Source organism: Vagococcus fluvialis, assembly GCF_003337315.1.
In the GTDB taxonomy this organism is placed as follows: Bacteria; Bacillota; Bacilli; order Lactobacillales; family Vagococcaceae; genus Vagococcus; species Vagococcus fluvialis.
Genome location: NZ_QPJV01000007.1, coordinates 119,193 through 137,397, shown reverse-complemented (window position 1 = coordinate 137,397; position 18,205 = coordinate 119,193). Strand labels below are relative to the sequence as shown.

Annotated in this window: 18 protein-coding genes; 1 reads left to right on the top strand and 17 read right to left on the bottom strand. The window is 32.2% G+C overall.

Annotated features, from left to right (window positions below; all coding sequences use genetic code 11):
* Positions 1-208 precede the first annotated feature (208 nt).
* From rpmF to gdhA, 17 genes are all read right to left on the bottom strand, one after another.
* Positions 209-388 (bottom strand): 50S ribosomal protein L32, encoded by a 180-nt coding sequence (gene rpmF / locus DFR54_RS08605; RefSeq protein ID WP_086342737.1) that lies wholly within the window; start codon positions 386-388, stop codon positions 209-211.
* A gap of 57 nt (positions 389-445) precedes the next feature.
* On the bottom strand, positions 446-1,003 hold the full coding sequence (locus DFR54_RS08600) for a YceD family protein (protein ID WP_114289867.1): 558 nt from the start codon (positions 1,001-1,003) through the stop codon (positions 446-448).
* Between the two features lie 88 nt (positions 1,004-1,091).
* Positions 1,092-2,024 (bottom strand): primosomal protein DnaI, encoded by a 933-nt coding sequence (dnaI, locus tag DFR54_RS08595; protein ID WP_114289866.1) that lies wholly within the window; start codon positions 2,022-2,024, stop codon positions 1,092-1,094.
* Positions 2,024-3,433 carry a replication initiation and membrane attachment family protein gene (locus DFR54_RS08590; RefSeq protein ID WP_114289865.1) on the bottom strand — a complete coding sequence of 470 codons (1,410 nt, stop codon included), beginning with the start codon at positions 3,431-3,433 and terminating at the stop codon, positions 2,024-2,026. The genes dnaI and DFR54_RS08590 overlap by 1 nt, the downstream gene beginning before the upstream one ends.
* 20 nt (positions 3,434-3,453) lie before the next feature.
* Entirely contained in the window at positions 3,454-3,915 is a 462-nt protein-coding gene (nrdR, locus tag DFR54_RS08585; protein WP_086342733.1) for a transcriptional regulator NrdR, read from the bottom strand.
* A 131-nt stretch (positions 3,916-4,046) separates the two neighbouring features.
* Positions 4,047-4,649 carry a dephospho-CoA kinase gene (gene coaE, locus DFR54_RS08580; RefSeq protein WP_114289864.1) on the bottom strand — a complete coding sequence of 201 codons (603 nt, stop codon included), beginning with the start codon at positions 4,647-4,649 and terminating at the stop codon, positions 4,047-4,049.
* Positions 4,646-5,491 (bottom strand): DNA-formamidopyrimidine glycosylase, encoded by an 846-nt coding sequence (gene mutM / locus DFR54_RS08575; RefSeq protein ID WP_114289863.1) that lies wholly within the window; start codon positions 5,489-5,491, stop codon positions 4,646-4,648. The genes coaE and mutM overlap by 4 nt, the downstream gene beginning before the upstream one ends.
* Positions 5,492-5,550: 59 nt before the next feature.
* The gene (gene polA, locus DFR54_RS08570) at positions 5,551-8,202 is read right to left on the bottom strand and encodes a DNA polymerase I (protein ID WP_114289862.1); all 2,652 of its coding nucleotides are present in this window, start codon (positions 8,200-8,202) and stop codon (positions 5,551-5,553) included.
* 122 nt (positions 8,203-8,324) lie between these two features.
* Positions 8,325-9,014, bottom strand: coding sequence for a Bax inhibitor-1/YccA family protein (locus DFR54_RS08565; protein ID WP_406718093.1), 690 nt, complete (start codon positions 9,012-9,014; stop codon positions 8,325-8,327).
* Positions 9,001-9,471: a MaoC family dehydratase gene (locus DFR54_RS08560; protein ID WP_114289861.1), complete on the bottom strand. Its 471-nt coding sequence runs from the start codon at positions 9,469-9,471 to the stop codon at positions 9,001-9,003. The genes DFR54_RS08565 and DFR54_RS08560 overlap by 14 nt, the downstream gene beginning before the upstream one ends.
* A 35-nt stretch (positions 9,472-9,506) precedes the next feature.
* Complete coding sequence (gene murC / locus DFR54_RS08555; protein WP_114289860.1) at positions 9,507-10,844, bottom strand: UDP-N-acetylmuramate--L-alanine ligase; 1,338 nt, start codon at positions 10,842-10,844, stop codon at positions 9,507-9,509.
* A gap of 130 nt (positions 10,845-10,974) precedes the next feature.
* Positions 10,975-11,799: a hypothetical protein gene (locus DFR54_RS08550; protein ID WP_126809063.1), complete on the bottom strand. Its 825-nt coding sequence runs from the start codon at positions 11,797-11,799 to the stop codon at positions 10,975-10,977.
* 101 nt (positions 11,800-11,900) lie between these two features.
* The gene (locus tag DFR54_RS08545) at positions 11,901-12,230 is read right to left on the bottom strand and encodes a hypothetical protein (RefSeq protein WP_086342726.1); all 330 of its coding nucleotides are present in this window, start codon (positions 12,228-12,230) and stop codon (positions 11,901-11,903) included.
* Between the two features lie 418 nt (positions 12,231-12,648).
* A complete protein-coding gene (locus DFR54_RS08540) occupies positions 12,649-13,086 on the bottom strand; it encodes an OsmC family protein (RefSeq protein ID WP_114289858.1) in 438 nt (145 codons plus the stop codon).
* A gap of 104 nt (positions 13,087-13,190) precedes the next feature.
* A complete protein-coding gene (locus tag DFR54_RS08535; RefSeq protein WP_114289857.1) occupies positions 13,191-13,871 on the bottom strand; it encodes a CPBP family intramembrane glutamic endopeptidase in 681 nt (226 codons plus the stop codon).
* A gap of 71 nt (positions 13,872-13,942) precedes the next feature.
* On the bottom strand, positions 13,943-15,295 hold the full coding sequence (locus DFR54_RS08530; protein ID WP_114289856.1) for a glucose-6-phosphate isomerase: 1,353 nt from the start codon (positions 15,293-15,295) through the stop codon (positions 13,943-13,945).
* 123 nt (positions 15,296-15,418) lie between these two features.
* Positions 15,419-16,768 carry an NADP-specific glutamate dehydrogenase gene (gdhA, locus tag DFR54_RS08525; RefSeq protein WP_114289855.1) on the bottom strand — a complete coding sequence of 450 codons (1,350 nt, stop codon included), beginning with the start codon at positions 16,766-16,768 and terminating at the stop codon, positions 15,419-15,421.
* Between the two features lie 139 nt (positions 16,769-16,907).
* Here gdhA and DFR54_RS08520 point away from each other — a divergent pair, with 139 nt between their 5' ends.
* Complete coding sequence (locus DFR54_RS08520) at positions 16,908-18,182, top strand: BaiN/RdsA family NAD(P)/FAD-dependent oxidoreductase (RefSeq protein WP_114289854.1); 1,275 nt, start codon at positions 16,908-16,910, stop codon at positions 18,180-18,182.
* The last annotated feature ends 23 nt before the right edge of the window (positions 18,183-18,205 follow it).

Genomic DNA, 18,205 nt, shown 5'->3' with positions numbered 1-18,205 from the left:
GCCTTATTAAAATTAAATAACTAAAAAAGATGATAAATCTGAGAGTAATCTCAAGTTTATCATCTTATATATCCGACTCATCAGTCCGATTTGACAAAGAGCCAAAAAAAAGAGCTAAATTAGCTCTTTTTTCTTTATCTTAAGAGTAAATAAAAAAACTTGTAGACTCCATGGTTAGTCTACAAGTTTTACATTTTCTAAAAAATGATTATGCCTCTTTAGTCATAACATCTTTTCCATCGTAGTGGCCACAAGAAGGACACACGTGATGTGATTTTCTCATTTCTCCACAGTTTGAACAAGCTGTTAAGCCTGGAGCTGACAATTTGTAATGAGTACGACGTCTAGCTTTTCTAGCTTTTGAAGTTTTTCTTTTTGGTACTGCCATTTTGGTTACACCTCCCTAAAAATAAAAACGTGTTTCAAAAACACATATATTCCAATCTTACTCTTCATCCTTAAATAACTCAGATAATTTCGCAAGACGAGGATCAATTTCAAGTTCTGAATCAGAGACTTCTACAGTCTTAATATCATCTTCAGAATAAACTTGCCAAAAGTCTCCTTTTGGTAGTTCGTTTGTGCTCTTCTCTAACTCTGTTAACACTTGTAATGGAAGATTAAGTAAAATATAATCCTCTACTGCTTCTGTTAAATCAATCAAGTCTTTTTCCAAAGGCATGATTAATTGCTTGTCATCTTCACTTACATCAACTAAAGCATCTAATTGAGCTTGAGTCATGTACTCTTCATCAATGATTAAAGATAAAGGAACAGGCACTGGTTCTAGGGAACGAGATGATGGTAATGTAATTACTGTGTTAACTGTAAAATGAGCTAAATAGGAATCACGATTCACATGAATCGTTCCTTCAACTAATACTTTATCTAAGTCTAAAATAGAAGGTTCACGTTTTTGTAACGATTCCTTTAAATCTAAACTTTCGTTAAATTCTAGTTGGCTATTTTTAAACCTGTTTAACTCTGCTAATGCCCACTTCATTCTATCACCCCTTAAGCAACAAAAATAATTATACTAGTAGCTAATTCCTTTGTCAATCAGTTTTTACCTTGTTTTCATGAAAGAAAAATTAATCATAAAGTCTGCGATTTTTACCAATCATATTTATCTCTTTTGCTAAAAATCTAACTCTCTCCATAATTCTTTTGGCTTTAAGCGGCTCATCTTCTCCACGTTGTGTTACTCTTAAATGTTCATTTTCTAACTGTAACATATCGAAGTTAGACGAAAAGAAGGTTGGTAACTGCTCTTGCATACGGTATTGTAAAATAACACCTAATATATCATCTCTAACCCAACTACTCATCGAATCAGCACCAATATCATCTAACATTAAAATAGGTGCTTTTTTCACGGTATCTAATTTTTCACCTACTGTATCTTTTTGAATAGATTGTTTCATTTCAACGGCAAAAGTCGGAAAATGAACTAAAGTTGTTTGGAAACCTTTTTCAGCTAATGAATTAGCAATAGCTCCTAATAAATAAGTTTTTCCAACACCAAATGTCCCTTGTAAATAAAGACCTTGATGGAAATTTTTAGGGTCATCTTCAAACTCATTAATAAACTTAAAGGCCTCCTGAAAAGCTTCTTTTCTCTCTGATGTTAATTCAAAATTTTCTAACCTAGCATCACGGATATCTTTTGGCATATCCATTGCTTTCACACGGGCTCTAATTTCAGCCTGCGCTTGTTTTTTTAATAGGCTTTCAGTTGGGACATAAGTTACATCAACAAAATGAAAATTCATAAATAATCTTGGTTCATAACCTGGTGCAATCATGGTTGGATCATTTAATTCAAACTTTTTCTTTTCTTGTACGAACTCATATAATTTGGCATAACTTTTGACGATATCATCATCAGACAACTGCTCTCTATGCTCATTAATAAAGGCTTGAACATCAGAGTCATTCATTACTTCTGCCATTAATTGATCTAATTTATTCGTTAGATTTTTTGATTGTAATGTTCGTTCGATTCCTTTTCCAATATTTTCCATTAATTGTCACCTTCTTTTGGTTTTTTAGCTAATTGTTTCAGCTGATCTTGGAAAAATGCTGCTTCTTCAGCTGAAAGAGGTGTTTCTTTTCTTACGACGTCTTCTTTAGCCCAATCAGGTAATGTTTCTTTTCGTTTAGGCTGATTGTAATTTGATTTAGATCTAGCTGGTTGTTTTTTAGTTTCTTGTAATTTTTTTACTTGGTTAAGAGCTTCTTCGGGAGAAAATATTTTTTTCTGGGCCCAGTCATTAGCAATTGACATCATTATATTTTGATTTAACGAGCTATTTCCTTGGACAACGAGTAAATAATGGATCAACATGTTAATCACACTATCAGGCAAGCTAGACTGTGTTTTTAAGTTCTCAACAGCCCATCTTTCATTGCTACTAACAAAACCACCTTTTTGGGCTTTAATTGCTTTTAGAAATAAGAGCGGGGCTACTGAATCACAGGCTAAAATCACACTGATTTCTTCATCTAAAAAACCAGTCAATTTTAAGGTATTTTCTCTTAATTGATTTTTTTCAGAGTTAGTTAATTTTTTTTGAGCTTTGTTTGTATCATCGTTTTGTGTAACTTCTTGTTTTTTACGACTATGATAGCCTTTATAAATTAACTGTTTAAATTCTTTCTCCATTACTCGATTTGTCACATAATCAACAGACTGTTTAACATAATCAAACATCTCTAACTCATTAATTCCGTATAATTGGTGGAACAATTCAATCGTTCTTTTAAGCTCCACTTTAATTTGCTTTTCATCAATATGTAAGCTTTCCACTAAGCTCATGAAAAACAACCAATCAAAGCTATTCGTTACTTCTTTGATGGCGGTTTCTTCTTTTTTCGTCACAATTTCTTTAATCTGACTTAATTCAGATGTTTTACTGATTAGTCGGTTAGAGTCGAAACGAAATACATCTACAAAAGATTTTGTAACTTCCACATAGTCTTCCATATTTTCTCTATTGTAGCTAAAGAAATGACTGATTTCTTCAACTTTTTCAAATCCTAATTTTTCAACTAGAAGGAGTGATAAAATATCATCATGTAAAAATTTACTTGGTGACATAATCGGCTGAACTTCGTAGATTACATGATTTTCATTATCGAGTGCTTTTACAAAAGTCTTTAATAGCCCTACTGCTTCTAACTTCTCTCTAGCTGCAAAAAAGTCTGGTATCCCCATGTCTAATTGGTTCAGTAAAATACTGTGCTGTTCGATTTTGTTTAAGTTATTAATTTTTTCTTCCATCAAAAGTAAATTAAATAATCCAATAGCGCCCGCTCCGACGATTGGTTGATACAGCATATTTAAAACGACATAATCCACTTCAGAAACATGTTGTGTTTTAATCACTGAAAATTTATCTTTAGGTTTTAATTTTTCCCATGCTTCACTCAACTATACCGCTCACTTTCTGACTATTTATTTTCTTTATCAATAACTTCTTGAAGCTCTTCTAAAAAGACGCTCATATCTTTAAATTGTCTGTATACACTAGCAAATCTAATGTAAGCAATCTCATCTAGATTCACTAAATCTTCCATAACATATTCACCAATCAGAGTCGTTGAAACTTCATTTTCACCTAAACTTCTAATTCGATTTTCTACATTATCAACAATCTGTTCCATTTTTTCCATTGGTACAGGACGTTTCTCAGCAGAACGAACAAGTCCACGTAAAACCTTGTCACGATTGAATTCTTCACGTGTTCCATTCTTTTTCACAACTAATAAAGGTGTGACCTCAACTCTTTCAAAAGTGGTAAATCTAAACCCACAATCTTCACATTCTCTTCTTCTTCTAATCGCTCTTCCATCATCTGCTGGTCGGCTATCGACTACTCTTGATCCATTATAATGACATTTTGGACATTGCATGTGTGTCACCTCATCTATTTTTATAGTTTTTTAATTGACTATTTTCTCTTATTAATAGTGCTATTATAACATGACTACCTACTAAAGGCATAGTCCGTTTGTAAATCAAAAAAAGAAGCCTATCGCTTCTTTTAGTAAGTTTCTTTAAATATTTGTAACCATCTGTCTACTTGAAGTTCTGTATTTTCAATTGAACCCTCATTATCGATAATAACGTCTGATTTTAAGGCTTTATCAATTAATGACATTTGGCTATTAATTCGAGTAAGAGCAGTTTCTTGATCAAGATTATCCCGTTTCATTAATCTTTCTACTTGAGTTTCATTTGATACAAAAACAGTCATTATCTCATCACATTTTGATTCATACCCTGTTTCAAATAACAAGGGAATATCTAGAATAATTAATTCTTTACCTGCTAATTTTAATTGATCGATTCTTTGATTAATAACTTCTTCAATTTCACCATGAAGAATCTTATTCAAATCTTCTCTTTTTTCTTTATCATTAAAAATGATTTCGCCTAAAGCCTTACGGTCTAATCTACCCTCAGCTGTTAAAATTTTAGAACCAAAATGCGCTACAACTCGAGCTAATCCCGGCGTCCTTGGTTCAACTACCTCTTTAGCGACTAAATCAGCATCAACCACATCAAAACCTTTTCTCAAAAAATAATTACTTACTGTACTTTTACCAGATGAAATACCACCTGTTAACCCTAATATATATGTCATTTCTTTTCTCCTCGAACACGATAAATTTGGCAATGCGGGCAATAATGAGTTCCTCTTTGAGCTACTTTCTTTTTCAAAATTTCAGCTCCACATCTAGGACAACTTTCCCCGTCTTGACCGTAAACATTTAAAGAAATTTGGAAAGTCCCGGCATCACCTAGAGCATTTTGATATGTTCTAATAGTACTTCCACCAGCTTCAACTGCTTCGCCTAAAACCGCTATAATTTCTTGATGTAGTCTTATAACTTCTTCTTTTTTCAAGGTATTGGCCTCTTGTTCAGGATGAATTTCAGCTCTAAACAAAGCTTCATCAACATAAATATTACCTAATCCTGTGACTAAGGTTTGGTCTAAAAGAAGGGGCTTAATTGCTTTATTACGCTTTCTTAGGGTTAAAGCAAATGGGTTGATATCAAATTCTTTCACAGTAGGCTCAGGACCTAATTTTTTAATTCCTTTGTAGTCAAGAGCAGTATCTTTTTCTAGTAATGTTAAACGACCAAATTTTCGGACATCTAAATATCTTAATTCTGTCCCATCAGTAAAGGTAAACAAAACATGAGTATGTTTCATCACAGGATCTGTTTCCTTATGAAACTCAAACTTACCTTCCATTCTTAAATGACTCACCATATCATAATGTGTTAACTTAAAAATTAAATACTTGCCTCGTCTCTCCATCTTTTCAATAGTTTCACCTACAAGTTTAATTTTAAAACTCTCAACTTCAGGAGATTCGATGATTTTCCCCCAGTAGACTTTCACTTCTTTAATTGTTTTATTTAAAACAAGGTTTTCTAGCCCTTTTCTAACTGTTTCTACTTCTGGTAATTCAGGCATGATTACCCTCCTTATGTTAAAGAGGCTTAACGAAAAAAGTAAGCCTCTTTTTTATGATTTTATTTAGCTTCGTACCATGTATCACCAAAACTACTGTCTGCTTTTAATGGCACACTTAAACTAACAGCATCAGCCATTGTTTCTTCAACTAATTTTTGTAATTTAGGTATTTCAGATTTTGGCGCTTCAAAAACAAGCTCATCGTGAACTTGTAATAACATAGTTGCTTCCATACCTTCTTCTTTTAATTTTTTATCAATTTTAATCATCGCAATTTTTAAGATGTCTGCTGCACTACCTTGAATGGGTGTGTTAATAGCAGTTCTTTCAGCAAAACTTCTAATATTAAAGTTTCTTGAATTAATATCAGGTAAGTAACGTCTACGATGGTAAAGTGTTTCAACATAGCCTTTATCTTTTGCTTCTCTGACAATATCTTCCATGTATTTTTTTACACCTGGGTATTTTTCAAAGTAAGTATCAATAAAGGTTTGTGCTTCTTTTCTAGTAATACCTAAATTTTGAGATAAACCATAATCACTAATTCCATATACAATACCAAAGTTAACCGCTTTTGCTTGTCGACGTAAGTTTCCATCAACTTGATCAGCCGATTCGACACCAAAGACACGCATAGCTGTACTTGTGTGAATATCTTGTTCCTCGATAAAAGCTTGTCTCAAATGTTCATCTTGAGAAATATCCGCTAAGACTCTTAACTCAATTTGAGAGTAGTCAGAAGAAAATAATTGCCAATCTTTACGTCTTGGTACAAACGCTTGACGAATCTTACGACCTTCCTCTAAACGAATTGGAATATTTTGCAAGTTAGGATCTACTGAACTTAAACGTCCAGTTTGCGTTAATGTTTGAACATAACGTGTGTGGATTTTATTGTCCGAAAATACCATTTTCAGTAAACCTTCAACATAAGTAGATTGAATTTTAGCAATTTGACGGTAAGATAAAATATCATCAATAATAGGTGATTCACCTTTTAATTTTTCTAAAACATCTACTGCTGTTGAATAACCTGTTTTAGTCTTTTTAATAACAGGTAATTTCATTTTCTCAAATAAAATGACACCTAATTGCTTAGGAGAATTCAAATTAAACTCTTCCCCAGCTTCTGCATATACTTTTTGTTCTATTTCTTCTAAACGTTCAGCAAATTGTCCTTTCATTTCCTGAAGAGTACTTGCATTTAGAGTGATACCTTCTATTTCCATTTCACCTAAAATGTGAGCTAACGGAAGTTCAATATCAAAGTATAAGTTTAATTGATTTTTATTTTCTAACTCTTCTAAAATCGGTTCATAGAGGAATTCAATAGTTCTAATTTTTCTAGCTAAGTGTTCAAAAAAGACTGACTCATCCTCTGGCAATCCTTTTTTCGCACCTTTGCCGTAAACAGCTTCATCATTATCAATATCAAAATAATCAAAGCTTTGTGCAATTTCTGCCATATCTTCACTGTTGTTCGTTGAGTCTAGTAAATAAGCTCCTAGAAGCATATCGTATTTAACACCTTTTAGTTTAAGGTCGTAACGATTTAAGGCTACTTCTGTACGTTTTGTATCAAAAACTTTTTTACTTAACTCTTCATTACTAATCCAGTTACTAAACACTTCATTATCTAAAATAGCTAAATCATTCGTTACATAAAAACGATCTTCTTTACCAAAAGCAATTCCGACTACATCAGATAAATGATAGTTTTCATCTAGCATTTCAACATAAAGAGACATATCAGTTGAAAACATATCTTCTGTTAAGTCAGTTGCTACAATGTAATCAATAGCTGTTTTCTTCTCTACTTCAGGCTCTACAAAGCTAGAATCCAGTTTTCCTAAAAATGAATTAAAATCCATTTCTTTATAAAAAGGGATTAAAACTTCTAAATTTTTTCCATTAAAGTCTAGATCTTCTACTTTAACTTCTATAGGTGAGTTCGTATCTATGGTAGCTAAACGTTTACTCATGAAAGCAATCTCTTTTTCATTAATTAGATTTTCTTTCATTTTACTTTTTTTCATGTCTTCAACGTTCTCATAAACGCCTTCTACTGTACCAAACTCTTTTAGTAGCTTAATCGCAGTCTTCTCACCAATTTTTGTCACACCAGGAATATTATCTGATTGGTCTCCTGCTAAACCTTTCATATCAATAATTTGATGAGGTTCTAAACCGTATTTTTCTAATATATGTTCAGGTGTGTAAGATTCAATTTCACTGACACCTTTAACTGTCACATCAACACGTATATTATCACTTGCAAGTTGAGTTAAATCTTTATCTCCTGATAAAACAACAACATCAAATTTTTCAGGATCTACATGAGTTGCAAGAGTACCAATAATATCATCTGCCTCATAGTTTTCAAGTTCATAATGTTTCATACCTAAACCTTCAATCAAATCTCTTAAGTAAGGCATCTGCTCTTTAAACTCACTTGGCGTTTTGGCACGTCCGGATTTATAGTCATCATAAAAACTATGTCTAAAGGTTGTTTTTCCTGCATCAAAGGCTACTAATACATGAGTAGGTTGTTCTTTTTCAAGAACGTTTTCTAACATATTATGAACAGCATATAAAGCATTAGTATGCAGTCCACTACTATTTTTAAACCTATCTAGAGATTGATACAAAGCAAAAAAACCTCTAAAGGCAATACTATTTCCATCAATTAATAATAATTTATTTTTAGTCATCACGACACTCCTCACTTCTATTCTCAACCATTTTAACAAATATAGAGACACAACGCCAAAAGAATTCACCTTAAATGAAAAAAGAGATTGTGACAAGTAGTTAGTCACAACCTCTTCAATTATTAGTCACGTCCAAAAATTCTTAATAGAGATAAGAATAAGTTAACTAAGTCTAGGTAAAGTGTTAAAGCACAGTAGATAGCTAAATTAGAAGCTCCTACCTCTCCTTTTTGTTGGTATAACACTTTGATTTTTTGATTATCATAAGCTGTTAGTCCAGCAAAGATAACTACCATTCCTAAAGAAATGAATAAATCTACTGGCTGGCTTTTTAAGATAAAGACATTTAAAAGGATCGCAATTAAGGCTCCAATTAATAAACTATACATCGCATGTCCCATTGCACTTAAATCTTTTTTCGTTACTAATCCAACAACTGACATACCAATAAAAGTTCCAGCAGCCGTTAAGAATGCTAGAGCCACGTCAGCAGTAGAATACATAGCAAGTGTCATAGATATAGTAATACCTGTAAGAATCGTATAAGCAACATAGCCTATAATTGACTTTCCAGAATTAGAAAAAGCATTTTTTCCTAAGTAAACAACAAGTCCAATTTGAACTCCCCACATTAAGAAGAAATTAATTTTATTAGCAAAAAGGAAATTCGCCATCTCTAAAAAGAAATAATTCATAACAATGTAAGAAGTAATAGCACTCATCAAAATCCCTAAACCTAAGTACCCATATACTTTACTATAAAATTTTGATAAACCAGCAGTGCTGTTAACATTTTGATTATTGTCCATCATTATCTGTCACGTCCTGTTCATTTATTTTAGTTGGTTTTACCATAACAACAGCATCTAACACACGTTCCTCATCATAATTATGTGCTTTTACAGAGATTGTTACAACTTCTTTCATTTCATCAATTTTTATCACTTCAAAATGAAACGTTAGTGTTTCATAGTGATAAACAGGTTGAATTAAGTTAAATGAAAAGTTAACAATATTTGACCCTGGTCCTGGTAAATGCTTTGAAACCACTGAAGAAATAATACCCATTAACATAATACTTGGTACAATCGGTTTTTCATACTCAGTTTTTTCAGTATATTGATGTTGGATAAACAAAGGATTAGCGTCATTTGTTAATCCTAAATAAAGTAATAACTGACTATCTTCAATTGTTTCAGTAATACTAAGATATTCTCCCTCAGTTAATTCGTTAATTTTTTTACCATATTTTTTAGGATGATGTAACATACCCTTATTTCACGCCTTCCTGTACTTTGGTAACACTACATGTTATTTCTTATAGTATTACTTAAAAGACGCTCATATGCAACTTCAAATTTTTGGACATCTCCTGCTCCCATAAAGATAACAACAGCATCTTCGTGGTTTAAAAGTGATGACATATCATCTAATTGAACGACGTCTCCACCTTTAGTTATTTTTTGACCTAGGTCTTCAATCTTAACTTCACCAACGTTTTCACGTGCTGAACCAAAGATGTCACATAAGTAAACTTGATCTGCTAAATCAAGAGATGTTGCAAAGTCGTCCATTAATGCAATCGTTCTTGTAAAAGTATGGGGTTGGAAAACTGCCACAATTTCTTTTTCTGGGTATTTTTGTCTCGCTGCATCAATCGTTGCTTTAATTTCAGCTGGGTGATGAGCGTAGTCATCTACTAAAATCATATCTGCTACTTTTTTCTCACTAAAACGACGTTTAACACCATTAAAAGTGATCATTTCTTCAGCAACTTTTTTCATATCTAAGCCTTCTAAATAACTAATCGCAATGACACTTAAAGCATTCATAACATTGTGTAAACCAAAAGCTGGCACTGTAAATTGTCCAATCGTTTCACCTTTGTAGATAACTGAAAAGTTTGAACCAGTTGTTGTTCTTTCGATATTCATGGCTTGGAAATCATCATCTTCATTAATTCCGTAATAATAAACTGGTGCATCCGATTTTAGTTTTCTTAAATACTCATCATCACCAAAGGCAACAATTCCTTTATTAACACCTTCACTGAAAGTTTGGAAGGCACTAAATACATCATCAATACTTTCGTAGTAATCAGGATGATCAAAGTCAACGTTAGTTATAATAGCGTAATCAGGTTTATATGATAAGAAATGACGACGGTATTCACATGCTTCAAAAGCAAAGAATCTTGCGTCTTCTTCTCCGTGACCTGTCCCATCACCGATTAGGTAACTAGTTGGTTCAACTCCTGATAAAACATGAGCTAAAAGACCTGTTGTACTTGTTTTACCGTGAGAACCCGTTACTGCGATACTTGTATACATCTTAATAAATTCACCTAAGAAACGATGATATCTAATTACTTTTAAACCTTTTTTCAGAGCTGCTTGAATTTCTTCATGCGTATCTGGAAAAGCATTTCCTGCAATGACAATCAAATCATCTACAATATTTGCTTCATCAAAAGGTAATATTTTTATATTTTCTAATTCTAATTCACGTTGAGTGAAGAAATAGTTAGTTACATCTGAACCTTGTACTTTAAATCCTTTTTGATGTAATAGTAATGCTAGTGAGCTCATTCCTGAACCTTTAATGCCCACAAAATGATATGTTTTATTTTTATGAATTTCCATAAAAATCCCCTTTTCTTAGATACATTTTTCTAGTGTTTCTTACATAAATGTCTTCATTATTATCGTACAGATTTTACAAATAATCAATAAAAAATACTTACATGGAAGAAATGACCATGTAAGTATCCAATTAATCGAAATAGTAACTATCTAATTTAGTACTACCTTCTTCTTCTATAATACCAGAAAGCGTTTTTTCAAGTCTTTGATTTTTCTTTTTTTCAGGAACTAGTGTTGGAGCTACGTCAGCTGTTATTTCAACTGAGTCAATGATTGGATCTAAAATCACTTCATCTTCAATCATTAATAAACTACCACTAGATGCTTTTCTTAACTCATCAACAATAACATCACGACTATGTCTAGGTAATTCATTTTCATGTGATTCTTCAATTAATGAAGCTGGGATATGTTTTGGTTTAAACATCCCATTATCTTTTGTTCCAGGTAAATCATATGAGGATTCGAATTTTGAACGATTGCGATCCCTTTTATGATATTTGGCATTTCCATACTGATCTGCCTCAAATAGTTTGTTTGAGAAAGAAGATTGTGGAGATGTGTAATCAGATGTTTTTGGCTCAATATACGTATTGTTTTCAAGAGTTCTTCTGCCCTTTTCAACAGTTACTTCTTTTTGTTTAAAAGCAGCAGTACGATTCTTTTGAACCATTTTAATACTTTCTGATTTTTCTTCTTCTTCGTAACCAAAATAATCAGGTGTATCTACCATGTCAATGGCATCAATTTTTAATGTTTTATTTGTTTTATGATTAACTGACTTTTTAGACTCAGGGAAATAAGACTCTTGTTCTCTATAAACAAAGCCATCGTCTAAGACATCTTTTAAAAAGTCTCTTTTTCTATTACTTACAAGTTTCACACCTATCTCATCATCATAGGCTGGGAAACGAAAATGTTGTCTTTTATCTGAAAGATTTAACATTGTTATCATTCCTTTAAGTTCTCTTATCTTAGTCTATCATAAACCTTTTCAGAAAAAAACAACAATTCAACAATAAATGAAAAAAGATACTGATAAATTCAGTATCTTTCCTAAAAACCGCTTAAAATTTTCCAAATAACAGGGATGTATACATCAAGTAATGGTGCGATGATTCCAAAAAGAATAACACTACCAACTAATATTGTGATTAGTATGCCTCCAATTTTCTTTGATTTCTTTAAAACAAAGAAAACTACGATTGCTAAAAGACCAAGGACTAAAATAATTGCCAATTCTTTTGATTCAAATTCGATTGGTTGTCCATTAAGTAGTTTACTAACAATTTGTGAATAGAAGAACCACACTAATTCAATCACATAAAGAGTCAATACAGAGATTAATACCCATTTTGATTTACGATTTCCACTTTTGCTAGCCATAATTACACCTTCTTTCTACTTTATCACGAGAAAGATTATAACAAAAAAAAGTGTGATTGTGAATTATTTTTTATTACTTATTACAAATATGTCAACTGATTACTTTTTTATTAAGAATCCTTAGTTTATTTGTATTCCTAATTGGAACATGCTATATTATTACTACATTAATTATATTTATACGCAAGATTTAGTTTTATTTTTAAGAAGTTTATTTACATTGGCGCAGCTAAAGAGCTGCAATGAGCATTAGAGGTAGGGATTGCATCACTTAAACGAGAAATGATATTCAATTGAGCAATAGTACGGAACGCTTTACATATAAATAGAATATAATCAGATAGCCACTTTTTATCTTTTGATAAAAGTGGCTATCGTCAATTAAAAAGACATTTGAGAAATTCTCAAATGTCTTTTTTTATTTAATAATGTTAGATACCATTTCTGGTGCGTTTTCAAGTGAATCCGCAACTGGACAAGTACGATTTATAAAATCAACATAGGCTGCAATCTCGTCATCTGTATTATCAGCATCAATATAGAAGTTAGTAATAATTTTAGAAAAACCGATTTTGGCTTCTGGATTTTTCCCCATAAAACCATCTGTATCTAATTCTCCTTCTAATTCAATACGAATACTATTAATTTTCATTTTATGAAGTCTAGCAAAGCTTTTAGCAACAATAACTTTACAAGCACCTAGTGAGTTTAATAATGCTTCTACAGGATTCATTCCTTCATTTGTTCCACCTAAGCTTTTTGGTTCATCTAAAAAGAATTCAAACCCTCTAGATTTACATGAAACTTTTAACCCTGCTACACTTTCTACTACTGCTTCAAATTTTTCAACTGCCATTTTAATCTCCCCCCTTGAATTCGTTTACAAGTTAAAGATACCACAATCTTATATGTGAATCCATATATTGTGAAATTAAATACAATTAAACTAGGTATATTATTCTAACTCGTAAACATCATGTAAGTGGCTAGTAAATTATTTATAAAATGCAGTAGAATATTATATTTGATATTCTTTGTATACAGATAAGTTATGCTTAACATAGTTCCTATACTTGAATAATAGAGTAAGCTTAAAGAAGGTGTTACCTCATGAATTAAGCCAAAAAACAAGGAGCTTGTAACAACAATAACAATCTTAGATAAAGCCGTTTCATTTTTCATAAAATAGGTTGTGAATAACCCTCTAAAAATAAGTTCCTCAACAATTGGTGCTACAACAACTGTCATCATGGCAATTGTAATAGGAGTCATTCTGAACATTTCTTCTAAAATTTTTTGATTCTCTGGTGTACCAATATCTAAAAAAGTACTAAATAAAAGATCTATGAGATACATTATTCCATACATCACTAAGACAAATAAAATTTTCTTCCACTTAAGTTCATTAAAGTTTTCATTTTCAAAAGAATTATCTTTAGTTTTCCTTAGATATTTTTTATAGACAAATCTTATAATTAATCCATTTAAACCTAAAATGATGACCGCGATAAGCCTATCTGAAAAATCCAAACCTATTAATATGCCCATCGCAATATCTGGTGTCGAACTTAATAGGAAAAACAAGAAAAGAAAAAATAGGTATTTAACATAAACAAGTTTAGATTCCTTTTTCGTATCCATATAACTATCTCCTTTAAAACTAAAAAAATTCTCACATAAAAAGATAACTTATGTGAGAATATATTTTATAATTATTTTTCTAAACGAGCATTTAACTCTTTAGCTAAATCTTCGAATCCTGGTTTACCTAAAAGAGCAAACATATTTTTTTTGTATGCTTCTACTCCAGGTTGGTCGAATGGGTTTACCCCGTTCATATAGCCTGAGATACCTACTGCGATTTCAAAGAAATACATTAGGTAACCTAATGTGTAAGCATTTTGCTCAGGGATTGTGATAACAAAGTTAGGTACATCTCCATCAGTATGAGCTAAAAGTGTTCCTTCAAATGCTTTAGTATTAACAAAGTCAATTTCTTTTCCTTGAATGTAACCTAAACCATCTAAATCTTTATCCATTTCGGGAATAGTTAATTCATGACGTGCTTTATCCACTTTAATAACAGTTTCAAAAATGTTACGACGACCTTCTTGAATATATTGACCTAATGAATGTAAGTCAGTTGAGAAGTTAGCACTTGATGGGTAAATCCCCTTTTGATCTTTACCTTCAGACTCGCCAAATAATTGTTTCCACCATTCAGAGAAATATTGTAAGCCTGGTTCGTAGTTAATTAATAACTCAGTTACTTTTCCTTTACGGTATAAAGCGTTACGTAATGCTGCATATTGGTAAGCTTCATTTGATTCTAAATCATCAGAACTATATGCTTCACGAGCGTCAGCTGCTCCACTCATTAACTCATCAATGTTAGCACCAGTTGCCGCTATTGGTAATAAACCTACTGCTGTTAAAACAGAGAAACGTCCACCAACATCATCAGGAATAACAAAAGTTTCCCATTTTTCTGCGTCAGCTTCTACTTTAACTGCTCCACGTTCTTTATCAGTTGTTGCATAAATACGTTTGTTAGCTTCTTCTTTACCATATTTTTTAATTAATAATTCTTTAAATACTCTAAAAGCAATAGCAGGTTCAGTTGTTGTTCCTGATTTAGAAATAACGTTAACTGAGAAATCACGATCTCCAATGATGTGAATTAAATCTGCTAAATAAGTTGAACTGATACTGTTTCCAGCGAAAAATACTTGAGGTGCTTTTCTTTCTTTATCATCTAATAAATTATAGAAAGAATGATTTAGGAAATCAATTGCTGCTTTTGCTCCTAAATAAGATCCTCCAATACCAATTACTACTAAAACTTCAGAATCAGATTGAATTTTTGTTGCTGCTGCTTTAATTCTAGCAAATTCTTCTTTGTCATAGTTAACAGGTAGATCGATCCAACCTAAGTAATCACTTCCTGCTCCTGTACCTTCTCTTAATGATTTATGCGCTGCACTTACTTCAGCTTGCATGTACCCTAACTCGTGACTTCCAACGAATTTTCCGATGTTAGAATAATCAAAACTAATATGTGACATAACCATCCTCCTATAATTTATGTGTTAATCCATAATTAATACATACATATATTACCATTATTTCAGAGTTTTCACATCAAATTTTCTGAAAAATTATTAACTTGTTACTTGTAACAATCTTGTCTATACCAATCCTTGACTAACCATTGCCTCTGCTACTCGGGCAAAACCAGCAATATTTGAGCCTGCTACTAAATCAAATTCACCTAAATATGTCATTGACGTTTCTCGACATGTTTCGTAAATATTTTTCATTATTTTATTTAATTCTTGGTCAACCTCTTCAAAAGTCCAAGGTAGACGTTGTGCATTTTGAGCCATTTCAAGAGCTGAGACTGCAACTCCACCAGCATTTGCAGCTTTTCCTGGACAATAAATAATATTCTCTTCGTTAAAAACTTCTAATGCTTCTAAAGTTGTCGGCATATTAGCTCCCTCTGCAACGATAGACACACCGTTCTTAATTAATGTTGCTGCAGATTCTTTAGAAATTTCATTTTGTGTAGCACAAGGTAATGCGATATCATACTCAAATTCTACATCCCAAATAGTTGTATTAGGATAAAATTTAGCTTGTGGTCTATGCTCCAAATAAGCACTAATTCTTTCACGTTTTACTTCTTTAATTTCTTTTAGCAAAGCTAAATCAATTCCCTCTTCATCTATAATACTACCTGAAGAGTCATTACAACCATAGACTGTAGCTCCTAACTCTTGAGCTTTTTCAATAGCGTAGATAGCAACATTTCCACTACCTGAAACTAATACTTTTTTGCCTTCCATACTATCATTTTTATCTGCTAGCAAGTGTTGAACAAAATAAACTAGTCCATAACCTGTTGCTTCTTTACGTGCTAAACTTCCCCAGTAAGCTAGTGGTTTACCTGTTAAAACACCTGCATGATAGCCATTTAATCGCTTGTATTCACCAAATAAATAACCAATCTCACGAGCTCCAACACCAATATCACCAGCTGGAACATCTTCGTTTGGTCCGATGTATTTTTGTAATTCTCTCATTAAGCTTTGACAAAAACGCATAATTTCTTCATCAGATTTTCCTTTTGGATCAAAATCACTTCCACCTTTACCACCACCAATTGGTAATGAGGTTAAACTATTTTTAAAAATTTGCTCAAAACCTAAGAACTTAACAATACTTTGGTTAACTGTTGGATGGAATCTCATACCGCCTTTGTACGGTCCTAAAGCTGAGTTATACTGTACTCTATACCCAGTATTCACTTTCCAAGCGCCCTTATCATCCATCCAAGGAATTCTAAACTCAATAATTCTTTCAGGAACCAAGAGCAGTTCTAAAATATTTTTTTCAACATACTCAGGATGTTTAGTTAAAAATGGCTCTACTGTGCCAATAAATTCTGCGACAGCTTGCAAAAATTCTGGTTGATTTGGATATTTCTCTCTTTGATTTTCTTCTAACTGTTTTAAATACTCTTTTACATCAGTCATATGTTCACGCCCTTTAATTTTAATAGCCTTAGTATAGCTTAAAACTCGCAAATTACAAATCAATTTGTCAGAATATTTTAAATTTAATCTAAAGACAGATTTGTGTTAAAATAAGAATCGCAAACAAGGAGGATTTTTAATGACAAATTTTGATGTAATCGTTGTTGGTGGCGGTACAAGCGGTATGATGGCAGCTATTTCTGCAGCCGAAAACGGTGCAACTGTTGCTATAATTGATAAAAACAGAATGTTAGGGAAAAAATTACGATTAACAGGTGGTGGTCGTTGTAATGTTACTAACAATCGCCCACCTGAGGAGATTATTGATTTTATTCCTGGTAACGGAAAATTTCTATACAGTGCTTTTTCTCAATATAATAATTACGATATTATGAACTTTTTTGAATCAAATGGTGTGCCATTAAAAGAAGAAGACCATGGTCGTCTTTTCCCGGTTGCTAACCAATCTAAAGCGATTATCGAAGGTTTAGCAAATAAACTAAAAGAGTTAAATGTAACTCTTATTATGAAATCAACTGTTAAAAAGTTAAATGCTGAGAGCGGACAAATAACTGGACTAACAACTGAAGATGGTTCTACTTATAACGCTCCTTGTGTGATTCTTTCAACTGGTGGGAAAACTTTCCAATATACAGGTTCAACTGGAGATGGCTATAAATTGGCCAAACAACTAGGGCATACAGTGACACCTCTATTTCCAACTGAATCACCGATTAAATCTAAAGATACTTTCGTAAAAGATAAACAACTTCAAGGTTTATCTTTAAGAGATATTAGATTAGCTGTTTTAGATCAAAAAGGAAAAGAAATCGTTGGACACGAAATGGATTTATTATTTACTCATTTTGGTGTTTCAGGTCCTGCTGCTCTTCGTTGCAGTATGTTTGTTAATAAAGAGTTAGAAAAAGGTTATGGAGACGTCACTCTGTCTTTAGACGCCCTACCTAAATCATCTGTTTCTGATTTAGAAAAAAATGTTAATCAAAGAATAGCTGAACAAGGAAGTAAATCTGTCAAAAATGGTTTAAAAAACTTGTTACCAGAAAGATTCCTTGATTTTCTACTAATGCAATTAAATATTGATGGAACTAAACCATTAAAACAGCTGACTGATGAAGAAAAATCTCAATTCGTTCATTTAATTAAAGACTTTAGGTTTACAGGTTACGATACTTACCCACTAGATAAATCCTTTGTCACAGGTGGTGGGATTGAATTAAAAGAAATTCAACCTAAATCCATGGAAAGCAAATTAGTAAATGGGCTGTTTTTCTCAGGTGAATTATTAGATGTTAATGGTTATACAGGAGGCTACAATATTACTGCTGCCTTTGTAACAGGACGAGTAGCTGGTAAACATGCTGCAGAAATTTCAAGTTATTTTAAGTATTAAAAAAGAGTTTTAGACATGTATCA